Raw genomic sequence first — 21,600 nt, forward strand, 5'->3', positions numbered from 1 at the left:
CCTCGGTCACGGTGAAGCGCGTCGAGAGAGCCCTGGAGGGGCCCCCGCCGACGACGCCACGCGCGGACGATTTGGGCTGCATACCGGCAGCCGCCCTGTCGGATGTCTTCGATGACCGATTGCGGCGCTGGATGCCCGAGTCGGTCGGGGTCGTGCACACGTTAGCGAGAGGGGACCACCTCATCGGCGGCCCTCCCGGCGTTGTGACGACGACCCTGGCTCGCGGTGGCGGCCCGCGGCGGACAAGGCTAGTGCCTCGCCCTGATCAAGCTCGTCGGCGTTCAGCGCGTCCCGGCCGAGCACGTACTGCTCGGCCAGGTGATTCCACGCGCAGGAGCGGCACACCTCCACGACGAACACCTGGAACTCACGCAGAGTCATCGCCAGGACGGGAAGCTCGGCGAGCTTCCGGGCCTGCCCCGCGGACTGCTTGAGTTCATCGCCGTAGATGTAATGCACGAGGGTGAGATTGTCGCGGCGGCAGACCGGACAGCGTTCGTCGGTCGGCTCGCCGTGGAACCGAGCTGCGTTTTTCAGGTACGGAGACGCATCGCAGACCTCGAGCGTTCCGACCCGGCCGTTGTGCACGTCACGCAGCACTGCCCGCTTCTGTAGCGAGTAGTCGACGACCTGCCGCTGCGTGCGCATGGCGAAGAGAGTACGCGGTCCTTCCCCGCGCGGCGACAGTCATCACTCAGCGTGGCGCGGTGGTCGCGGTGGCGGGTTTTTCTTGCGCTTGCTTGCGACGCGATCTACGGTTGCGATGTATCGGTTCGATACATCGAGGTACGAGGAGGGGATGGCCAGTGTTGGAGTTGGCGATCCTCGGTCTCCTTCAGGAGACGCCGATGCACGGTTACGAGCTGCGCAAGGAGCTCGCCACCAAGCTGGGCACGATTCGCGCGGCCATCAGCTACGGCACCCTCTATCCGACTCTCAAGCGGCTGCAGACGGCCGGTTGGATCACCGAGTCGGACTCGGATCCCTCGATGATCCCCCCGATGACCAGCAAACGCGGCCGGGTTGTCTACAAGATCACTGCGGAGGGCAAGGAGCGGTTCGCCGACCTGCTCGCCCAGGCCGGACCCGAGACGTACGACGACGCCGGTTTCGGTGTGCACTTCGCCTTCTTCTCCCGCACCGACCGGGCCACCCGGTTGCGCATCCTCGAGGGCCGCCGCCGGCGGATCGAGGAGCGCCGCGAGGGCCTGCGCGACGTGCTCTCCCGAGCCGGCGAGCGGCTCGACGCCTACACGCTGGAACTGCAACGACACGGCCTCGACGCGTGTGAGCGCGAGGTCCGCTGGCTGGAGGAGCTCATCACCAACGAGCGCTCCGGCAAGACTCTCGACTTCCCGGCCGACCCGGCTGGGGACGCACCCCCCGAATCCCCGCGTCCGCACACGGACCGGTCGTGATGAACAACAAGGAGGCAAACGCGATGGGCTCCGTACGCGTCGCCATCGTCGGTGTGGGTAACTGCGCCTCGTCCCTCGTGCAGGGCGTGGAGTACTACAAAGACGCCGACCCGAACGACCGCGTTCCGGGTCTCATGCACGTGACCTTCGGCGAGTACCACGTCTCGGACGTGCAGTTCGTCGCGGCGTTCGATGTGGACGCCAAGAAGGTCGGCATGGACCTCGCCGAAGCGATCGTCGCCAGCGAGAACAACACGATCAAGCTGACCGACGTGGCGCCGACCGGCGTCACCGTCCAGCGTGGACCGACCTTCGACGGTCTCGGCACGTACTACCGCGAGATCATCGAGGAGTCCTCGGCCGAGGCCGTCGACGTGGTGCAGGCGCTGCGGGACGCTCAGGTCGACGTCGTCGTGTCCTACCTCCCGGTGGGTTCCGAGCAGGCCGACAAGTTCTACGCCCAGGCCGCGATCGACGCCGGCTGTGCCTTCGTCAACGCGCTGCCGGTCTTCATCGCCTCGAACCCCGAGTGGGCGCAGAAGTTCGCCGATGCGGGCCTCCCGATCGTCGGCGACGACATCAAGAGCCAGGTCGGCGCCACGATCGTGCACCGCGCGCTCGCGAAGCTGTTCGAGGACCGCGGCGTCGAGCTGCTGCGCACGTACCAGCTCAACTTCGGCGGCAACATGGACTTCATGAACATGCTGGAGCGCAACCGCCTGGTCTCGAAGAAGATCTCGAAGACCCAGTCGGTCACCAGCCAGATCCCGCACGAGATGGTCAAGAGCGACGTGCACATCGGCCCGTCCGACCACGTGCCGTGGCTCGACGACCGCAAGTGGGCCTACATCCGCCTCGAGGGCCGCTCGTTCGGCGACACCCCGCTGAACGCCGAGCTCAAGCTCGAGGTGTGGGACTCCCCGAACTCGGCCGGCGTCATCATCGACGCGGTCCGCGCCGCGAAGATCGCCAAGGACCGCGGCATCGGCGGCCCGATCCTCTCGGCGTCGTCCTACTTCATGAAGTCCCCGCCGGTCCAGTACAACGACCACGACGCGAAGGAGGCCGTCGAGGCCTTCATCCGCGGCGAGATCGAGAGCTGAGACCCGCAAGCGCAGTTAAAGGCCGGGCCGCTTGGCGGTCCGGCCTTTTGCGTGCCTTCATTCGGCCCGCACGAAGGGACCAATCCGTTCGCGATCTCGGGGACGTCGTCCACCCGCCCGTCCTGGATCTCGCCGGTCAGGATGCCCACGTCGCGTACCCGGGTGCCCGGTCCAGTGGGCGGCAGCGACCACGAGGATGCCGGCGTCGCGGACACTGCCGCCAGGTCCCGTCGCGAAGCCCATGAGTTGCAGCAGGTCGGGCGCGTCGGGCCAGCGGTGGTCGCTTACCGGTCGCCGATCTGATCGAAGAACTCACGGTGATCGGCGAGCACCTGGCGGGCGATGTCGCGCGTCTCGTCGGTGCGGGCCGCCGCCAAATAGGCCGCGATCAGGTTTTCGATGGGCTCGGCCTCGGGCTGGTGCACCGCCGGGTCGAGATGGCGCAAGCGCTCCTCGACCTCGGGGCGGAAATCTTGCGTAGTCATAGGACATGTGTACGCTTGCCTATAGGCACTGGTCAACCCCAGGCGCGGGCCAAGGCGACCCTTGCCTCCAGCTCCAGCAAGCGGCGCTTGCGGTCGAGACCGCCGCCGAAGCCGACCATCTTGCCGCCGGCGCCGACCACTCGGTGGCACGGGACGATGACGGGAATCGGGTTGTGGTTGCAGGCGGTGCCGACGGCGCGGGCCGCGGACGGGTCGCCGAGGGCGGTGGCGATCGCGCCGTACGTGATCATCTCGCCGTAAGGGATTTTGGCGATCTGCTGCCAGACCGCTCGCTCGAACTCGGAGCCGCCGCGCATCTCGATCGGCACGGTGAAGTCGGTGAGGTCGCCCTCGAAGTAGGCCGCCAGCTGGGCGGCCGCCGGATGTGACGCGGACGGGCCGGGCCGCGCCCCGAAGCGCACGCCGACCACGGTGTCTTCCTCGACGGAGACGCCGAGCGGACCGATGGGCGAGTCGACCACGAACATGCCCCCGATTGTGCCCCGGGGGTACGACAACCTAAGAGATGTGCCCTTGGTCGCGGGCCCACTTGTAGAGCTCGGCCTCGGCCTCGTCCCGGCTGAGCGGCCCCCGGTCGAGGCGCATCTCCTTCAGGTACCGCCACGCCTGGCCGACGATCGGGCCCGGCGGCACCCCGAGCAGCTCCATGATCGCGTTGCCGTCGAGGTCGGGACGGACCCGGGCCAGGTCTTCCTCGGCCTGGAGCCGGGTGATCCGGTCTTCGAGCGCGTTGTAGTCGGCCGCGAGGTTGGCCGCCTTGCGCTTGTTGCGCGTCGTCACGTCCGAGCGGGTGAGCTTGTGCAGGCGCGAGAGCAGGGGACCGGCGTCGGTCACGTAGCGGCGCACCGCCGAATCGGTCCACTCCCCGCGGCCGTACCCGTAGAAGCGCAGGTGCAGCGCGACCAGCTCGACCACCTCGGAGGTGACGTCCTTGGGGTATTTCAGCGCCTTCATCCGCTGCTTGGTCAGCCGCGCGCCGACGATCTCGTGGTGGTGGAAGCTGACCCGCCCGTCGCGGCCTACCGCCTTGGTGGCCGGCTTGCCGACGTCGTGCATCAGCGCCGCCATCCGCAGCACGAAGTCGGGACCCTCCGGCCCCTCGAGCCGCATCGCGTTGGCCACCACGATCAGCGTGTGCTCGTACACGTCCTTGTGCTGGGCGTGCTCGTCGATCTCGAGCTTCAGCCCGGAGATCTCCGGCAGGAACCGGTCGGCCAGCCCGGTGTCGACGAGCAACCGCAGCCCGGTTATCGGATCGGCGGCGCACATCAGCTTGGTGAACTCGTCCCGGACCCGCTCGGCGGTAATGCGGTCGAGATCGGGGGCCATGTCGTGCATGGCCGAGATGACCGATTTGTCCACAGTGAATTGCAGCTTGGCCGCGAACCGGGCCGCGCGCAACATCCGAAGTGGATCATCGCCGAACGAAAGAGCGGGAGCAGCGGGCGTACGGATCACCCGCGCACCCAGGTCGGCCAGGCCACCGAAGGGATCGGTGAAGGTGTGCCCCGGCAACGACACGGCCATCGCATTGATCGTGAAGTCGCGCCGTTCCAGATCTTCGAGCAGCGACGTCCCGTACCGCACGATCGGGTTACGGGTGACCCCGTCGTAGGCCTCCGCCCGAAATGTCGTGATCTCCAGCCGGAGGCCGTTCTTCTGCAGGCCGATCGTGCCGAACTCCCGCCCGGTCTCCCAGATGGCGTCGGCCCACCCCTGCACGACGGCGAGGGTCTGTTCCGGCGTCGCGTCGGTGCAGAAGTCGAGATCGTCACCGAGATTTCCGAGCAGCGCGTCCCGCACCGACCCGCCGACCAGGTGCAACTCGTGGCCGGCCCGGTCGAACCGGCGCCCGAGCTCGTCCGCGACGGGGGACACGCGGAGCAGCTCGGCAACCGCGTTCTGCTGGGCGTCATTCAACAAAGACATGGGATGACCAGGATAACCAGGGCGGTCGGCGGCGGTCGTGGCAGGAGCGGCCGGCGGCGTGCAGGATGGACGCGTGCCCGTTTCCGAGGCGCTGCGTCGCCTGAGCGAGGACCCCCGGTTCTGGACGGGCGACGGCGCGACCAGCAAAGACCCCGGCGACCCCGACCCCCGTGAGCTGCGCGTGACGTTCCCGGTCACCGGCGGCTATGCGCTCGTGCTCGACCTCAATCCGGTGACCGGCGAGCGCTCCCTCGGCCTGCGCGGTCCCGCCTCGTCCGAGCCGGTCGCGCTCGGCTGGGCGCCCGCCGCGGGCCCCTACCCGGCCGCCTTGCGCTGGTGGGAGCTCGACCTGTGCGCCCGGGTGATCGCCCTCGAGGACCCGTTGCTGCCCCATCCCGGCCTGGTCGTCGCGCTGCTGGCCCCGTTCGCGCCGGCCATGCCCGACGACGACGAGCCCGCGATCGCCGCGATGCGCGAGGCCGCGTACCGGTCGCTGCGCCGCGAGGTGCCGCCGGCCGAGCCGCACGGCCCCGAGCAGGTTCCGCTTCCGCTTTTCGCGAGCGACGACTGGTGGCCCGCCCCGCCGGCGCCGTCACCGCAGGTGCTCGACGAGGCGGCGATCGCGGCGCTGAGCACTCCGGCGTCACCGTTCACCGACGTCCGGAGCAAGTCGCGCTTTCCGCGGGAGGAGCTGGCCGATCTCGTACGCCGGGCGGCCGCGCGCCTGGATCGCCTGCCCCGCGAGTCCTGGTACGCCGAGACCCGACCGCTCGCCCGGCAGATCCTGGAGGGCGGTGACCTGGCACCCATTCCCGCGCTGCTGGGTGCGCTCACCGAGGCCGGCTGCGATCATCCGACGGTGCTCGACGCCCTGAGCGAGCCCCTGGTCCCCGTCGAGGCGTACTGGATGGTGGAGACCCTGGCCGGCGCGGAACCGGGCACCCTCCTGCGACGCAATGTGTGACGTACCCCTTTATGGTGACTCTGTGTTCCTATCCCCGGGAGAGTCGGCGTGAGTGGCGGCCTTTATGACAGTGCCAACTCGAGGGGCCTGCCGCCGTCGGCGAAGGACGTTCCGACCGGCGACCCGGCCGGCTTCGAGCAAACACGGCAAAATCCCCCGGGCGTGTACGGCCGGCCGGCCCACGAGCGTGCGGTAGCCGGCCCGGTCACCGCCTCCATCCCGGGCGTGCCCCTGCTCGAGGAGGAGGGGCTGCCGCCGCAGGAGGTGCCGGCCGAGACCCAGAAACCGGGCGGTGGCCTGCTGCGGTCCAGCGCGATCATGGCGGTCGGCACGCTCGCGTCCCGGGTCACCGGCTTCTTCCGCTCGGCGCTGCTCGTCGCGGCGCTGGGCACCGGCGCCCTGGCCGACCCCTTCAACACCGCGAACACGATCCCCAACATCGTGTACGACATCCTGCTCGGCGGCGTGCTGACGGCGGCCCACGTCCCGCTGCTGATCCGGGCCCGCAACAGGTCGGAGAAGTACGGCGAAGAGTTCGAGCAGCGGCTGTTCACGATCCTGCTGATCATGCTCGGCTTCATCACCGCGATCGCGATGAGCGCGGCGCCCGTGCTGATCAACCTGTACGGCAGCAAGTTCACCGAGGCGCAGCACCACCTCGCGGTCCTGTTCCTGCTGTTCTTCCTGCCGCAGATCTTCTTCTACGGCTTCGCGGCGGTGGCCGGCGCCTCACTGAACTCGCGCGGCCGGTTCGGCGCGCCGATGTGGACACCGGTCCTCAACAACATCGTCGTGATCGCCATCCTCGGCGCCTTCATGGTGATGACGCACGGTAAGGGCGATCTCACCCCCGAGTCGATCACGTCCAGCGAGATCAACTTCCTCGGCATCGGCGTGACGGCCGGCGTGGCCGCGCAGGCGCTCGGCCTGATTCCCTCGATGCGGGCGCTCGGCTTCAACTTCCGGCCCCGGTTCGACTTCCGCCGGGCCGAGCTCACCCAGATGTGGGGGATGGCCAGCTGGACGCTGCTCTACGTGGTGGCCCAGCAGCTCGCCCTGATCGTCTACACCAACCTGGCCAACGCGGCGGGCGCGCGTTACGCCGAGGAGACCGGCAGCAAGACCGGCGTCGGACTGACCCCCTGGACCAACGCGTACGCGTTCTTCCAGCTCCCGTTCGCGGTGGTGGCCATCTCGATCATCACCGCGATCCTGCCCCGCATGACGCAGAGCGCCGCCGAGGGCCGCCTCGACCGGCTGGCCGCCGACCTGCGCGAGGGCCTGCGGCTGTCCCTGTCGCTGATGCTTCCCGCGGTCGCGCTGCTGTTCGGCGCGGCCAGCGAGATCTGTTACGTGCTGTTCGCGCACGGCAACGCCACCTCCGCCGACGCCGCCGTGATGGCCGAGGTGCTGCGGGTCTTCGCCATCGCGCTGACCCCGTTCACCGTCCTCCAGCTCCTCCAGCGCGGCTTCTACGCGCAGCAGGACACCCGCACGCCGGCCCTCATCGCGATCTTCTCGACCGGCGCCGGCGCGATCACCGCCGTGGTGATGTCCCGGGTGCTGGCCACCGAGCACGTCGTGCTCGGCATCGCCGGCGCGCAGGGCGTCTCCTGGACCGTCGGCTGCCTGATCTCGATCGTGCTGTTGCGCAAGCGCGTCGGACGGCTCGGCGGCCGCGAGATCGTCACCTTGTTCCTGAAGGCCGCGATCTGCAGCCTGGCCGCGCTCGCCGTCGCCGAGATCGGCCACCTCGTCGTCGGCCCGCACGTCGACGACAGCTTCATGCTCTCCGCGCTCCTGCTGGCCGCGCAGTGTGTGCTCGGCTTCGGCGCGTTCCTGGTCGCGGCCATGGTGGTCAAGGTGCCGGAGGTAAACCAGGTGATCGGGATGGTCCGCCGCAAAGTCGGGCGATGAGGCGAAACGACTCGTGACCGGAGCGAAACTCCCATACGAGCGCCCCTGATCAGGCATTTCTCCGCCGTTCCGGCGGGAGAAAAGTCCGTTCGGACGGGCATGTCGGAGTGCCGCGCCGGGGGGACGACCTGCCGCCCGGTGGTCGGGGGCGGGTATGGTCGGTGTCGGCATGTGCTCTTCGCACGTTGCTGCTGAGCAAGCACGCCATTTGCACCAGCACGGGTAACTGTGCGCGGAGCACCAAGGGAGGACGGGTGACCCAGGTCGGCGAAGGCCACGAGACCGCGGCCGATGCGGACGGGCCGGTCATGACCTTCGGTGCCCCCACCGTCGGCGAGGTCCTGGCAGAGCGTTACCAGCTCGAGGAACACGTCAACGACGACAGCGCCGGGCGGCAGGTCTGGCGCGGTATCGACGTGATCCTGCGGCGCCCCGTCGCGGTGGTGCTGCGCTACCCGGGCGGCACGGAAGCCGCCGAGATGCTGCAGGCCTCGGTCGACGCGAGCCGCGTGATCCACCCTAACCTCGTCGGCGTCTACGACGCGATCGACGAGGGCACCCGGTCCTATGTCGTCCGTGAGTGGGTCGACGGCGAGTCGATGCGCGAGATGGTGTCGGCCGAGGGTCCGCTCGACCCGGCCCGCGCGACCGCGATCGCTCACTCCATCGCCGACGCGCTGGCCGCCGTGCACGCCACCGGCATGGTCCACGGCAACGTGCACCCCGGCACCACGCTGATCGCCGACGACGGCCGGGTCGTGCTCGCCGACGCGCGCGCCGACTCCTCCGACTCCACCGAGAAGGACATCCGCGCCGTCGGTGGCCTTCTTTACTACGCGCTCACCGCGCGCTGGCCGCACGACGAGGTGAGCCCGTCGGCCCTGCCCGACGCCAACCGCGACACCTCGGGCAACCCGGCCGCGCCGCGGCAGATCCGCGCCGGCGTGCCGGCCTACCTCGACGACCTCACGATGGACCTGCTCGACCGCCGGGTCGCGACCCCCGAGGCCGACGCGCTCGCCGCCGAGCTCGGCCGCCTCGACGCGGCCGCCGACGACGACTACGACGACGTCGGCCCGTTGCGGTTCACCCAGGGCAACGCCACGTCCGAGCCGCCGCGCAACAACTCGAAGATCATTGTCGGGGTCGCGGCGCTGGTCGTCATCGCGATCATCGGCCTGGTCTTCGGCATCCGCGCGATCACCGGCTCCGACAAGCCCGACACGAGCTCGACCACCCAGGCGAACGCCAACGGCAACCCGGCCGACGGCGACACCCAGGCCCCGGCGCCGACGCCCGAAAAGATCAAGCTGACGCCCGACATGGTGCGCATCGTCGACCCGCCGCCGGGTGACCGCACCGACGCCGACGAGGCGAAGAACGTCGTGGACGGCAATCCGGACACGGCGTGGGAGACCCACCGCTTCAACACGGCGAAGTTCGGCAACCTGAAGCCGGGCATGGGCGTTCTGATCAACCTGGGCAAGCCGCGCAACCTCGCCGACGTCCGGGTCGAGACCTCCTCGACCGGCGTGGGCATGGAGATCCGTACGGGCAACACCGACCCGGGCAACAGCGGCTCCGGCGACCAGAAGATCGTCGAGTCGTTCAAGAAGCTGGGCGAGCCCGACGCCGACTCGAAGGCCGACGGCACCAACCGGATCTTCTCGGTGTTCGACGCCAACACCCAGTACCAGTACGTGCTGGTCTGGGTCACCGAGTTGCCGAAGGCCGACGACGGCGACCGGTATCAGGTGAGCGTCAACGAGATCTCGGTCTACGGCTACTGAGCGCGCCTCGGTTAGATTGCTCGGGTGACTTCCCAGCCCGGCGCGGACGGGTCCGCTCCGAGCGATGCCGACCTGCTGCGCGCCCACCTCGACGGTGACTCGCAGGCCTTCGCCGTGCTGGTCCGCCGCCATCGCGACCGGTTGTGGGCGGTCGCCCTGCGCACCATCGGCGACCGCGAGGAGGCGGCCGACGCGGTGCAGGACGCACTGCTGTCGGCCCATCGCAACGCGTCCCGGTTCCGTGGCGACGCGGCCGTCACCACGTGGCTGCACCGCATCGTGGTGAACGCCTGCCTCGACCGCATCCGCCGCCGGCAGGCGCACCCCACCGTCCCGTTGCCGGACGGCAGCCGCGACGGCGACCGGCCGTCGGCGCCCGAGCCCGCCGCGCCGGTTCAGGATCACGAGACCGCGCTGCTGGTGCGGCAGGCGCTGGCCGACCTGCCGGCCGAGCAGCGGGCCGCGATCGTGCTGGTCGACGTGCAGGGCTACCCGGTGGCCGAGGCGGCCGAGATGCTCGGCGTCGCCGAAGGCACGATCAAGAGCCGCTGCGCCCGCGGCCGGGCCCGGATGGCCCTGGCGCTGAGCCACCTGCGGCGCGGGGGAGACGCGCCTCACCCCGCCGCCGGGAACCAGGCGGCCGGCCAGACCGTCCCATCCGGACCAGGCACGAACGATCGGAGGGAGGGGAAGTGACCGGGTCCGAGTTCCGCGGCGTCGACGTCAACCTGCTGGCCGACTACATCGGCGGCGTCCTGGACGGCAAGCCGGACGAGTCCGTGGTCACCACCCTGATCACCGACGATCCCGCCTGGCGCGCCGCCTATGAGACCTTGAGCGGCGGCATGGCGGCCGTGACCGCCGAGCTGGGCCGCTTCGAGGCCGAGCCGATGCCCGACGACGTGGCGGCCCGGCTGGACGCGGCGCTCGCTGCGGCGCCGCCCCCACTGGCCGTCGTCCGGAGCACCGACGCCGAGGATGACGGTGCTCCGGCCGTACGGGAAAAGGAAGACCAGCCCCGACGCTCGCGTAAGTTGCGCTGGGTCACCCCGATCGCCGTCGCCGCCGGCGCCGTGGCATTTGTCGGATTCGGCCTCGACTATCTCGCCGGCCGCGACGGCGCGTCCACCGACAGCGCTTCCAGTTACAGCGCCGGCGGCGAGGCGCAGTCCGACAGCGGCGCCGCCGACAGCGCGAAGGCGCCCGCGCTCGCCGGGCCCGAGCGCTCGTCCGGCGCGGCGCCGGCGCCCACCCGGAAACTCGAGGTTCCGCAGGGGCCCGAGCTGCTGTCGAGCGGGCTGAACTACTCGAAGAAGACGCTCGGCGAGGCGTCGTCCAGCACGATGGCGTCGAGCACGAAGAAGTTCGACGACTCGCTCGCCCGGCTGCGCGTCGGCAGCGCCCTGCAGGACTGCCTCGACATGATCGCGGCGGCGAACGGCGGCGGGCACCTCGAGGCGCAGAGCGTCGACTTCGCGCGCTACAACGGCAAGCCGGCGATCGTGGTGCGGTTCACGTCGAACGGCAAGTCGTGGGCGGTGGCGAGCGGCCCCGCATGCGGGACACTGAGCGGCGGCGCGGACACCCTGGCGAAGGTGCCGGTACGCTGAGCGACACCCCCGTGAGGCACACCACGGCCGCGTACGGGCGGGAATGGCGTGTGCCTAGCATGACGTTTAAGCGTGCAGTGTCGCCGGGTTATCTGCCCGGCGGGTTCGACGACAGGAGTCGGCAGTGGACGAGGTCCGCAATCTGATCATCATCGGTTCGGGACCGTCCGGATACACCGCGGCGTTGTACGCGGCCCGGGCGAACCTGAAGCCGCTCGTGATCGAGGGCGTCCAGTCCGGTGGCGCGCTGATGACCACCACCGAGGTGGAGAACTTCCCCGGTCACCGTGACGGGATCATGGGTCCCGACCTCATGGACAACATGCGCGCCCAGGCCGAGAAGTTCGGCGCCGAGTTCCTCACCGACGACGTCACCCGCGTCGAGCTGGGCGACAAGCCCACCGAGGCCGGCACCGAGGGCCTCAAGACGGTCTGGGTCGGCGACAAGGAGTACTTCGCTCGCGCCGTGATCCTCGCCACCGGTTCCGCGTGGCGCCCGATCGGCGTGCCCGGTGAGCAGGAGCTGCTCGGCCACGGCGTCTCGTCCTGTGCGACCTGTGACGGCTTCTTCTTCCGCAACCAGCACATCGTCGTGGTCGGCGGTGGCGACTCCGCGATGGAGGAGGCCACCTTCCTCACCCGGTTCGCCGAGACGGTGACGATCGTGCACCGGCGGGACTCGTTCCGGGCCAGCAAGGTCATGCAGCTGCGCGCGCTGAACAACCCGAAGATCAGGGTCGAGTGGGACTCGATCGTCGAGGAGATCCTCGGCGACGACGGCAAGGTCATCGGCGTACGGCTGAAGAACGTCAAGACCGGCGAGACCAAGGTCCAGGACGTGACCGGCGTGTTCGTGGCGATCGGCCACGACCCGCGCAGCGAGCTGTTCAAGGGCCAGATCGAGCTCGACGACGAGGGCTACGTGAAGGTCGACTCGCCCTCGACCCGCACCAACATCCCGGGCGTCTTCGCGGCCGGCGACCTCGTCGACCACACCTATCGTCAGGCCATCACGGCCTCCGGCACGGGTTGTGCCGCGGCGCTCGACGCCGAGCGTTTCATCGCCTCATTCGTAGAGCTGTAGAAGGACCCCGGGAGGTTCCAGTGGGAGCAGGCAAGCCCGTCACCGATGCCACGTTCGTGACCGATGTGCTGCAGTCGGACAAGCCGGTGCTGGTGGACTTCTGGGCGGAGTGGTGCATGCCCTGCAAGAAGGTCGACCCGCTGCTCGGCGAGATCGCCAACGAGATGGGCGACAAGGTGCAGATCGTCAGCGTCAACATCGACGAGAACCCGGAGACCACCCGCGCCTATCGGGTGATGTCGGTGCCCACCCTGACGATCTTCAAGGGCGGCGAGCCGGTCAACTCGGTCACCGGTGCCCGGCCCAAGAGCGCCCTGGTCAACTTCATCGAGTCCGCCCTGTAAGACCCTCCGCACGCCCCGCATCCGCTCGTCGGGTGCGGGGCGTCGCCGTCCGGTGGGTGCGGCACTCGGGGAGTACGCTCCGAAGTCGTTCTTCCTTTCCCTCGACCTTATTCAAGGGAGTCCTGCGTGCGTTCCATCCGACGTGGAGACAACGGCCCCGCCGTTGCCGAGATCCGATCGATCCTGGTCGGCCTGGATCTGCTCTCGGAGGCGGGGTCGGACGTCTTCGACGAGGCGACCGACACCGCGGTGCGTGCCTTCCAGCAGAGCCGCGGCATCGGCGTCGACGGCCTGGTCGGCGACGAGACGTGGGGCGCGCTCGACGCGGCCCGCTGGCGGCTCGGCGCGCGCACCCTGTATCACTCGGTGCCCGACGCGCTGGTCGGCGAGGACGTGCGGGCGCTGCAGGAGCGTCTTCTCGAGATGGGGTACGACACGGGCCGCGCCGACTCGATCTACGGACCGCGCACGGCCCGCGCGGTCGCCCAGTTCCAGCGCGAGGTCGGTCTCACCCCCGACGGCTCGTGCGGCCCGCACACGATGAAGGCGCTGCGCCGGCTCGGCCGCAAGGTGGTCGGCGGCCGCCCGCAGTGGCTGCGCGAGGCCGAGGCGTTCCGGCAGGCCGGCACCAACCTCATGGGCAAGACGATCGTGATCGACCCCGGCCACGGCGGCGGGGACGACACCGGCGTGGTCGTGCCCGAGGGCCCGCTGCGCTGGACCGAGGCCGACCTCGTCTTCGACCTGGCCGCCCGCCTCGAGGGCCGGCTCGCCGCGGCCGGCATGCGGGTGCACCTGACCCGCGGACCGCACCCCGCGCAGCAGCTGAGCGGCGCCGAGCGGGCCATGCTGGCCAACAGCCTGGGCGCCGACCTGCTCATCTCGCTGCATCTGGACGGGCACGACAACGAGGCCGCGCACGGCGTCGCGACGTACCACTACGGCACCGGCAACGGCTTGAGCTCCACGGTCGGCGAGCGGCTGGCCAACCTGGTGCAGCGCGAGATCGTCGTGCGCACCGGCATGCGTGACTGCCACGTCCACTCCAAGACGTGGGAGCTGCTGCGGCTCACCAAGATGCCGGCCGTCCGCGTCGACCTGGGCTACCTGACCTCGCCGACGGACCGCGACCGGCTGGTGAACCCGCTGTTCCGCGAGCAGATCGTCGAGGCGGTCCTGGCCGCGGTGCAGCGCATGTACTACCCGGTCGAGATCGACGTGCCGACCGGCTCGATCGACGTGCGGCAGCTGCGCGTGGCGCTGGCCAACAAGGCCTGAGCCCTCAGCTGTCGACGCTGCGCGTGGCCGTCGCCGGGCGCACCGGGCGGAGCAGCGTCTCGGGGCTCATCGAGCCCAGCAGCTTCTCGAGCGCGTACTCGACGTCGGACTTCCACGACAGGGCGGTACGCAGCTCGAGGCGCAGTCGCGGATAGCGCGGATGCGGGCGAACCGTCTTGAAACCGACGGACAGGAAGAAATCGACCGGCGATAGGCAACCGGCCTGCTTGTCGTCGTCGGCCTCGCCGAACTTCGCGTCGCCGAACGCCTCGATCGCCTTGACGCCCCGCTTGGTGAGATCGCGGGCCACGCCCTGCACGAGCATGCGGCCCAGCCCGCCGCCGGCGAACGCGGCCACCACGTGCGCGGTCATCAGCAGCGCGGCGTCGGCGCTCACCGGGGAAGTCGGGAAGGCCATCGAACGGGGGACGTACGCCGGAGGCGCGTACATCACGAAACCGGCGGGCATGCCGTCCACGTACGCCAATTTGCCGCAGGAACCCCACTCCAGGAGCGTCTGCGAAACCCAGGCCTCCTTCTCGAGGCCGGTGTCGCCGGCGGCGCAGGCGCGCTCGGCCGAGACCGGGTCGAGCTCCCAGAAGACACATTGCCGGCACGGGCGGGGGAGATCCTCGAGGGTGTCCAGGGTGAGGTTCACCAGACGGCGCGACACGGCTCCCCCTCTCGGGGCCCCTATCCTGTGCACGTGCCTAGGCCCCCGCAGGATCCTACGCCGCAAAATCCATGAACGGGACCAGGTCGGGCATCCGGCCGGTTAACCGAGGGACTCGATCGCGAGCGCCGACTACCATCGGTCTGCCCCCTTGTTCTGCTCCCTGTCTTGTTGAGGTGAGAGCCGTATGACCGGCACGACCCAGGACGACTACACCGATCTGTACGCGCGACGCGTTCGTGGCATGACCACCTCCGAGATCCGCGCACTCTTCGCCGTCGCAAGTCGTCCCGAGGTCGTATCGCTCGCCGGTGGCTCGCCGTACATCGCCGCCCTGCCGCTCGACGCGGTCGGCGAGATGCTCGGCCGCCTCGCCGCCGACCAGGGCGCGGTCAGCCTTCAGTACGGCATCGGGCAGGGCACGATCGATCTGCGCGAGCGCATCTGCGAGGTGATGGCCCTCTCCGGCATCACCGGCGCCTCGCCCGACGACGTGGTGGTGACCGTCGGCGGCCAGCAGGCGATCGACCTGCTCGCCCGCCTCTTCCTCGACCCGGGCGACGTGGTGCTCGCCGAGGGCCCCAGCTACGTCGGCGCGCTCGGCGTCTTCCAGGCGGCCCAGGCCCAGGTCCACCACGTGCCGATGGACGACGACGGGCTCATCCCGGCGGCGCTCGAGGAGGCGATCGCGGCCGTCGCCCGGTCCGGTCGCCGGGCCAAGTTCCTCTACACGATCCCGACCTTCCAGAACCCCGCCGGCGTGACCCTGTCCGAGGAGCGGCGCGAGCAGGTGCTGGACATCTGCGAGCGCGCCGGTCTCCTGGTGGTGGAGGACGACCCGTACGGGATGCTGTCCTTCGAGGGTGACGCCCCGCTTCCGCTCCGGGCCCGCCGCCGCGAGGGTGTCTTCTATGTCAGCACGTTCTCCAAGACGTTCGCGCCCGGCCTGCGCGTCGGCTGGATCCTGGCGCCGCACGCCGTCCGCGAGAAACTCGTGATGATGAGCGAGGCCAACGTGCTGTGCCCGAGCGCGTTCGCCCAGGGCGCCGTGACGCAGTACCTGACGACGATGCCGTGGCGCGAGCAGGTGAAGGCGTACCGCGAGCTCTACCGGGAGCGCCGCGACGCGCTGCTGACGGCGATGCGCGACCTGATGCCGGCCGGCACGTCGTGGACGCATCCGACGGGCGGCCTCTTCGTCTGGGTGACGCTGCCCGAGGGCCTCGACTCCAAGGCGATGATGCCCCGGTCCATCGCCGCGCGGGTCGCCTACGTCCCCGGCACCGGCTTCTACGCCGACGGCACCGGGACCGGCAACATGCGCCTCAACTTCTCGTTCGCCACCCCCGATCGCTTGCGTGAGGGTGTGCGCCGGCTCGCCGGTGTGATGGAGCAGGAGCTCGCGATGCGCGCCGTCTTCGGCCCCGCCGCGACCACTCACCACCGTCGTCGTGGCGCGGCCGCGGCCGACGCCCCCGGACCGGACTTGGCATGATCGATCCCATGGTTTCTCACGATGTCCGCGTCATGGTCCTGGCCGGCGGCCTCTCCTACGAGCGGGACGTGTCGCTGCGTTCGGGCCGCCGCGTCCTGGACGCCTTGCGCGCCGCCGGCGTGCACGCGGAGACGCACGACGCCGACGTGTCGCTGCTGCCGGCCCTTCAGGAAGACCCGCCGGACGCGGTCGTGATCGCCCTGCACGGCGCCACCGGCGAGGACGGCTCGCTGCGCGGCGTGCTCGACCTGTGCGGCGTTCCGTACGTGGGTTGCGACGCGCGGGCGTCCCGGCTGGCGTGGGACAAGCCGTCGGCGAAATCGATGCTGCGCGAGGCCGGCATCCCGACGCCGGACTGGGTGGCGCTGCCGCACGACCGCTTCTCCGAGCTCGGCGCCGTCGCGGTGCTCGACCGCATCGTCGACCGCCTCGGCCTGCCGCTGATGGTGAAGCCGGCGCAGGGCGGTTCGGGTCTGGGCGCGGCGGTGGTCCGGGAAGACACGGACCTGCCGGCCGCGATGGTGGGGTGTTTCGCGTACGACTCGACGGCGCTCGTCGAGAAGTTCGTGCCCGGGCAGGACGTCGCCGTCTCCATCGTCGACCTCGGCTCGGGTCCGCAGGCGCTGCCGATCGTCGAGATCGTCCCGCGCGACGGCGTGTACGACTACGCGGCCCGCTACACGGCCGGCCTCACGACGTGGCACACGCCGGCCCGACTCAGCGACGAGGTGGCGGCTCGGGTCTCCGAGACGGCGCTGGCGGCGCACAAGGCGCTGGGTCTGCGCGACCTGTCCCGGGTCGATCTCATCGTGGCTCCCGACGGCTCGCCGCAGGTGCTCGGCATCAACGTGTCGCCGGGCATGACCGAGACGTCGCTGCTGCCGCTGGCCGTCGCCGCGGCCGGGCTCGACCTCGGCCAGATCCTGGCCACGCTGGTCTCGCGCGCCGTCGCGCGCGGCTAGATCAACGCCATCGATTCCCACATCGCCATCGCAAGACCCAGACCGCGTACGTCGGCGAGGGTGTCCGACATGCGGTTGGGGGCGTAGGCGAACGTCGTCCGGGCGTCCAGGTCGACGAGGACCAGTGAGCCGCCGAGGCCACCCCAGTAGAGCGTGTTCGGGTTGGGCATCATCCCGTTGGCCACGGCGAAGCCCAGGCCGAACCGCAGCGGCAGGTTGAGGATCAGGTCGCGGCCCTCGACCTGGACCTCGAGCGCGCGTCGGCAGCCCGCCTCGGAGATCAGGCCGCTCTGGCTGCTCCGGCTGCTCTGGCTGCTCTGGCTGCCCTGGCTGCCCTGGCTGCTCTGGCTCAGAATTGCCAACGTCGTCGCCATCGCGCGGGCGTTGCTCGTGCCGTTGGCCGCGGGGATCTCGGCGGCGCGCCACGCTCTCGTGCGGGTGATCGCGACGTCCAGGCGCGGGTTCGTCGACGCGTTGGTCTGCAGCGCGGTCGGGTCGCTCATCTCCGTCATCTCGCCGATCATGTCGGCGACCCGGGCGTCCTCGTCGGCGGGGAGACCGATGTGGAAGTCGGCGCCCAGCGGTTCGGCGATCTCCTGCCGGAAGACGGTGCCCAACGTGCGGCCGGTGATGCGGCGTACGACCTCGCCGACCAGATAGCCGTGGGTGAGGACGTGGTATCCGCTGGCGGTGCCGGGTTGCCAGAAGGGTTCCTGGGCGGCCAGCAGGGTGGTGACCTTCTCCCAGTCGTAGAGGTCGGTGTGCGTGATCGGCTCGGCCCAGCCGGAGAGCCCGGAGGAGTGGCTGAGAAGGTGGGCGACGGTGATCGCGTCCTTGCCGTTCGCGGCGAACTCGGGCCAGTACCGCTTCACCGGCGCCGCCGGATCGAGCTCGCCGCGGTCGGCCAGGAGGAGGGCGGTCAGCGCCGTCATCGTCTTGGTGCACGAGTAGACGTTGACGATCGTGTCGCGTTCCCACGGCCGGGTCTTGGCCGCGTCGGCGTGGCCGCCCCAGAGGTCGACCACCGTGCGGCCGTCGACGGTGATGCACACCGAGGCGCCGACCTCGGTGCCGTCGGTCAGAGCCTGCTCGAATACCGCGCCCACGGGCGCGAACGTGTCATCGACGAATCCCTGCACGGACGGGAGTATCCGGTTGGGTGCTCGGTCGGTGCCACTGGTTTTATCACGTCTTCATCTCGTCAACTGCTGGCGGCCGCCTGCTGCGCCTGCCAGATCGCGATCTGGACGCCGATCACGAAGACCTGGATCGGCAGTGGCATGCCCGGCAGATCGGCCTCGATGGCGCCCGACCACGCGCTCGTGCGACGCAGCGAGCCCGCCTTCACCCCGTCGGCCAACAGCTCCTGCTGATTTCCCCACATCGAGGCGCGGCGGAACTCGTACGTGCGGCCGCCCGCCTGCACCGTCCACCGCTTGCGGCCGGCCCGGTCGACGAGAGCGACCTCTTGGCCCATCTCGTCGATCATGCGGTACTTGGTCCCCCAACCATTGGCGCGCACTTGAAAGCGCCGGCCGTCCACCTCGAAGTCGCCGCCGGTGCGCCACCACGACGGATCCCACACGGCGATGGGTCGTCCATCCGCGGCCACCTGATACCGGCCGCGCCACATGCTCATCCGCTCAGCGGTCAACATGCTCCAACGCTAGCCGCGGCGCGCTAGTCCGAGGCGCCGCTCTCGGCCACGATGGGCTTCCCCGCGCCGACGTCGTTCAGCGTCGTCGGGCGTGATTCCGTGTCCGCGGTGTTGTTCGCATTCGCGTTCGCGTTTCCGCCTGAGTCGCCGGCCGCGCTGCCGCCTCCCGCGCTTCCACCCGCGTTGCCGCCGCCCGTGCTTCCGCCTGCATTGCCGGCCACGTTGCCGCCACCCGCGCCGCCGCCGCCCGCATTGCCGCCGCCCGCGCTGCCGCCGCCCGCGCCGCCGCCGCCCGCATTGCCGCCGCCCGCGCTGCCGCCGCCGCCCGCGCTGCCGCCGCCGCCCGCGCTGCCGCCGCCCGCGCTGCCGCCGCCCGCGCCGCCGCCGCCCGCGCTGCCGCCGCCCGCGCCGCCGCTTCCGGACGCGTTAGTGCTTCCGCCCGCGCTCCCGCCCGCGTTACTGCTTCCCCCCGCGCTCCCGCTTCCGCTCCCGTTCGCGTTCCCGTTCGCGCTCGCCGCCGGCGAATACGTGATCGTCGACGGCGACTCCCACTGAATGTGCGGCGGCTCGGCAATCGCCTGACCCCCGAACTCCGCCAGCCAGGCAGCGACCAGCGCAAGATTCTCGCGCCATTGCTGCTCCGGGATGACCGGAAGAATGTCGTCCCACAGCGAAAGGAACGTCCCCCGCAACTGCAGCCGGCCGTAGGGCCGAGCCAGGAACCAGAGGTGCAGATGCGCCGAGCCGTCGCCCCACCGGTTGACGTGAACGCGCGCCACACCGTCGAGCGACCGAATGGCCCGCTCAAGCCGAACCGTCATAACACCGAGCTCGGCGGCCAGGAGATTCGGCAGATCACCGAGATCAAGGTGCGAGCGGCATTCGAGGATCAAGACCATCGGAAGCCCGGTGGGACGGTCCATCGCCCGGACACGCCATCTCTCACTAACCCAGATGTACGCGTCATCCGGCGTACCGCAGGCAACGCATTCGGCCGCATCTTCACCGCTGCGAGGCGGCTCGACCTCCACGGGAGCGGCCAGTGGCTTGACCCTCATGTCGCCCTCGAACGGGAACGACGGCCATCGCGTGAAGTCGGGCAGGGGGGCGGTGTTCTCGGGCACGGGGTGACTTTAGACCAGGCCAGGGCGGCTGTCCCGGGTCAATTTTCGCCACCCACCCAGACACCCCGTCACGCCCTCGTCGGCCGAGACCAACGTCGATGCTCATCACCGTCCGCCAGCACCCCAGCACACCCCAAGTTATCCACAGAAGTTATCCACAGCCTCTCCAGTTTCACGTGAAACCCGACGTCGCAGGCTTGCACCCCCTGTGGATGAAGCAGCAAACGCCCCACCCAACATCGGCCGTGTTTCACGTGAAACGCCCCCACCTGTTTTTCAACAGCACTTACACACAGCCTGTGGATAACCGCCCCGAACGATGCCTAGCCCCGCTCCCGAGGCCAGTTCGCATTCCGCAGACCCGTCGTCAGTCGATGCTTAGCCCCACACCCGCCAGCCAAGATCGTGAGTAGTCGCCAGCTCGCGGATCGCCACCTACAGCGCGGCCAAGACCGTGCGGCGCAGCGACTGGTCAGTGCAGGCCTCGATGTCGGAGCGCCAACCGCCGGGGCCGCGGTCGACCCCTCGGCTCGCCAGCGGTAGGCACCACCCTCGTGGAGTCCGACCATCGCGAGGCCGGCCTCCAAGGCACGTTCGCTGCGGGTCCTACATCGCATCCCGCCCTCGACCGACGATCCCGCAGCCGACCTCGCCGCCCGGTCTCAAGTACCCTCGCCCACTCCGTCGCGGCGACTTAGGCCCGCCCCGGGGCCTGGCTCGCGAGCTTGGCCGTCGCCGAGATCGCGCCGCCTCGGTTTCCCCCCCGTCAGACGAGCATCGCGTCCCGCCCCGCCTTCAGACCGACCCTCAGCGCTCGTTCGCCAGCGGCCGTGAGGCGGAGGTCCGAGTCGGCTGCACTGCCCGAGCGGAGACCGCGCGGAGTCGCTTCGCACCGTCCGCGGCCGGACCCAGACATCAACCACCGACCGACCAGAGCTCAGCGTCCGAAGCTGCACGACGCGGCACGAGACGACGCGCCCGGGGGACGAGTTGCCAGGAAGATGCGGGGGACGAGGTGCCGGGCGATGCGGGAGGACGCGGTGCCGAAAGATGCGGCTCAGAGAGATGCGGCGCCCGGGAAGCTACGGCGCGGAGAGATGCGGCGCCGGGGAGCTACGGCGTGGAGAGATGCGGCGCGACATGACGCACCTATTAGTTGGCGGTCGGCAGTCGGACGCGTCCCGCCGTGCGCGCACCCCCGGCCCGGCGGTCAGCACGCCGTCGTGATCTCGCTCTAGTCGCCGCGCGGCCGCCTAGACCCGACCGCCGAACACCGGGCCGAGGCCGCCGTTGGGGGATGCCAAAGAAGCCCGATCGCAAACTGTCTCGCCGACGAGCAACGCCGTCCCATCCCTCGCGCCGGCCGCACCGAATTCTCGGGTCGCCACCAGCGCGCTTCTCCGGCGCCTGACGCCTCACAGCCGGTGTCCATCGGCCGCCCAGATTGGTGCGCAGCTGCGCACTTGACTCGGGTCCCATGCCGTCGATCTTCCGCGCGATGGCAACCACTCGGAGGTCGCCCAGGGGCCCGCCGCCGGACCGGGCCGGACCTACGCACGCCTCGGGCGTCAGCTCACCCGCTGAGACTGACCACTCCGACGGTCGGCGCTCAGTTTGGCTCCCAAACTGCGACAGACGGCAAACGAGATGCTCCGCGGGTGGGCCCGAAGCCATCCGTCCGGCCCTCCCGGAATCAGCGCGGCACCACCCCGCCTGAACGAGCCGTGTTTCACGTGAAACGGCTCC

General features: G+C 70.1%; 20 protein-coding genes. 12 read left to right on the forward strand and 8 right to left on the reverse strand.

Annotated elements, in window-relative coordinates; genetic code table 11:
• Positions 1 to 180: 180 nt before the first annotated feature.
• Complete coding sequence (locus ACZ6TB_RS37785; protein WP_465563033.1) at positions 181 to 648, reverse strand: DUF5318 domain-containing protein; 468 nt, start codon at positions 646 to 648, stop codon at positions 181 to 183.
• Between the two features lie 158 nt (positions 649 to 806).
• Between ACZ6TB_RS37785 and ACZ6TB_RS37790 the strand changes: the two genes are divergently transcribed.
• Together ACZ6TB_RS37790 and ACZ6TB_RS37795 are read left to right on the forward strand one after the other, a co-directional pair.
• Positions 807 to 1,418: a PadR family transcriptional regulator gene (locus tag ACZ6TB_RS37790; RefSeq protein WP_465563036.1), complete on the forward strand. Its 612-nt coding sequence runs from the start codon at positions 807 to 809 to the stop codon at positions 1,416 to 1,418.
• A 23-nt stretch (positions 1,419 to 1,441) separates the two neighbouring features.
• On the forward strand, positions 1,442 to 2,521 hold the full coding sequence (locus ACZ6TB_RS37795; RefSeq protein WP_465563362.1) for an inositol-3-phosphate synthase: 1,080 nt from the start codon (positions 1,442 to 1,444) through the stop codon (positions 2,519 to 2,521).
• Positions 2,522 to 2,805: 284 nt separating this feature from the next.
• On the opposite strand, the gene ACZ6TB_RS37800 is transcribed toward ACZ6TB_RS37795, so the two are convergent.
• Genes ACZ6TB_RS37800 through ACZ6TB_RS37810 form a run of 3 tightly spaced genes read right to left on the reverse strand, consistent with a single transcriptional unit; the run spans position 2,806 to position 4,956 of the window.
• Complete coding sequence (locus ACZ6TB_RS37800) at positions 2,806 to 3,006, reverse strand: hypothetical protein (protein ID WP_465563039.1); 201 nt, start codon at positions 3,004 to 3,006, stop codon at positions 2,806 to 2,808.
• A gap of 32 nt (positions 3,007 to 3,038) precedes the next feature.
• Complete coding sequence (locus tag ACZ6TB_RS37805; protein ID WP_465563042.1) at positions 3,039 to 3,494, reverse strand: methylated-DNA--[protein]-cysteine S-methyltransferase; 456 nt, start codon at positions 3,492 to 3,494, stop codon at positions 3,039 to 3,041.
• 31 nt (positions 3,495 to 3,525) lie between these two features.
• Positions 3,526 to 4,956 carry a CCA tRNA nucleotidyltransferase gene (locus ACZ6TB_RS37810; RefSeq protein ID WP_465563045.1) on the reverse strand — a complete coding sequence of 477 codons (1,431 nt, stop codon included), beginning with the start codon at positions 4,954 to 4,956 and terminating at the stop codon, positions 3,526 to 3,528.
• A gap of 73 nt (positions 4,957 to 5,029) precedes the next feature.
• Here ACZ6TB_RS37810 and ACZ6TB_RS37815 point away from each other — a divergent pair, with 73 nt between their 5' ends.
• From ACZ6TB_RS37815 to ACZ6TB_RS37850, 8 genes are all read left to right on the forward strand, one after another.
• On the forward strand, positions 5,030 to 5,920 hold the full coding sequence (locus ACZ6TB_RS37815) for a hypothetical protein (protein WP_465563048.1): 891 nt from the start codon (positions 5,030 to 5,032) through the stop codon (positions 5,918 to 5,920).
• A 48-nt stretch (positions 5,921 to 5,968) separates the two neighbouring features.
• Positions 5,969 to 7,837, forward strand: a complete 1,869-nt coding sequence (gene murJ / locus ACZ6TB_RS37820) for a murein biosynthesis integral membrane protein MurJ (protein WP_465563050.1) — start codon at positions 5,969 to 5,971, stop codon at positions 7,835 to 7,837.
• A gap of 254 nt (positions 7,838 to 8,091) precedes the next feature.
• The gene (locus ACZ6TB_RS37825) at positions 8,092 to 9,627 is read left to right on the forward strand and encodes a protein kinase family protein (RefSeq protein WP_465563052.1); all 1,536 of its coding nucleotides are present in this window, start codon (positions 8,092 to 8,094) and stop codon (positions 9,625 to 9,627) included.
• 24 nt (positions 9,628 to 9,651) lie between these two features.
• Entirely contained in the window at positions 9,652 to 10,323 is a 672-nt protein-coding gene (gene sigM / locus ACZ6TB_RS37830) for an RNA polymerase sigma factor SigM (RefSeq protein WP_465563055.1), read from the forward strand.
• Positions 10,320 to 11,237, forward strand: coding sequence for a hypothetical protein (locus ACZ6TB_RS37835; protein WP_465563057.1), 918 nt, complete (start codon positions 10,320 to 10,322; stop codon positions 11,235 to 11,237). The genes sigM and ACZ6TB_RS37835 overlap by 4 nt, the downstream gene beginning before the upstream one ends.
• A 124-nt stretch (positions 11,238 to 11,361) precedes the next feature.
• On the forward strand, positions 11,362 to 12,321 hold the full coding sequence (gene trxB, locus ACZ6TB_RS37840) for a thioredoxin-disulfide reductase (protein ID WP_465563060.1): 960 nt from the start codon (positions 11,362 to 11,364) through the stop codon (positions 12,319 to 12,321).
• A 20-nt stretch (positions 12,322 to 12,341) separates the two neighbouring features.
• Positions 12,342 to 12,665 carry a thioredoxin gene (gene trxA, locus ACZ6TB_RS37845; protein ID WP_433299496.1) on the forward strand — a complete coding sequence of 108 codons (324 nt, stop codon included), beginning with the start codon at positions 12,342 to 12,344 and terminating at the stop codon, positions 12,663 to 12,665.
• 126 nt (positions 12,666 to 12,791) lie between these two features.
• A complete protein-coding gene (locus ACZ6TB_RS37850) occupies positions 12,792 to 13,943 on the forward strand; it encodes an N-acetylmuramoyl-L-alanine amidase (RefSeq protein WP_465563063.1) in 1,152 nt (383 codons plus the stop codon).
• Positions 13,944 to 13,947: 4 nt separating this feature from the next.
• Here the strand turns inward: ACZ6TB_RS37850 and ACZ6TB_RS37855 are convergent, their stop codons facing one another.
• The gene (locus ACZ6TB_RS37855) at positions 13,948 to 14,616 is read right to left on the reverse strand and encodes a GNAT family N-acetyltransferase (RefSeq protein ID WP_465563065.1); all 669 of its coding nucleotides are present in this window, start codon (positions 14,614 to 14,616) and stop codon (positions 13,948 to 13,950) included.
• A 187-nt stretch (positions 14,617 to 14,803) separates the two neighbouring features.
• On the opposite strand from ACZ6TB_RS37855, the gene ACZ6TB_RS37860 reads away from it, so the two are divergent.
• Complete coding sequence (locus tag ACZ6TB_RS37860; RefSeq protein ID WP_465563068.1) at positions 14,804 to 16,111, forward strand: aminotransferase-like domain-containing protein; 1,308 nt, start codon at positions 14,804 to 14,806, stop codon at positions 16,109 to 16,111.
• A complete protein-coding gene (locus tag ACZ6TB_RS37865; RefSeq protein ID WP_465563071.1) occupies positions 16,108 to 17,073 on the forward strand; it encodes a D-alanine--D-alanine ligase family protein in 966 nt (321 codons plus the stop codon). Before ACZ6TB_RS37860 ends, ACZ6TB_RS37865 begins: the two co-directional genes overlap by 4 nt.
• Here the strand turns inward: ACZ6TB_RS37865 and ACZ6TB_RS37870 are convergent.
• The 3 genes from ACZ6TB_RS37870 to ACZ6TB_RS37880 all read right to left on the reverse strand — a co-directional run bounded on the left by ACZ6TB_RS37870 (position 17,070) and on the right by ACZ6TB_RS37880 (position 19,833).
• Entirely contained in the window at positions 17,070 to 18,212 is a 1,143-nt protein-coding gene (locus ACZ6TB_RS37870; RefSeq protein ID WP_465563073.1) for a serine hydrolase domain-containing protein, read from the reverse strand. The two genes, ACZ6TB_RS37865 and ACZ6TB_RS37870, sit on opposite strands and share 4 nt — an antisense overlap.
• Positions 18,213 to 18,274: 62 nt before the next feature.
• Complete coding sequence (locus tag ACZ6TB_RS37875) at positions 18,275 to 18,730, reverse strand: hypothetical protein (protein WP_465563076.1); 456 nt, start codon at positions 18,728 to 18,730, stop codon at positions 18,275 to 18,277.
• A 23-nt stretch (positions 18,731 to 18,753) separates the two neighbouring features.
• Complete coding sequence (locus ACZ6TB_RS37880) at positions 18,754 to 19,833, reverse strand: hypothetical protein (RefSeq protein WP_465563365.1); 1,080 nt, start codon at positions 19,831 to 19,833, stop codon at positions 18,754 to 18,756.
• Positions 19,834 to 21,600 lie beyond the last annotated feature (1,767 nt).

The organism is Actinoplanes sp. NPDC051537, assembly GCF_055586105.1.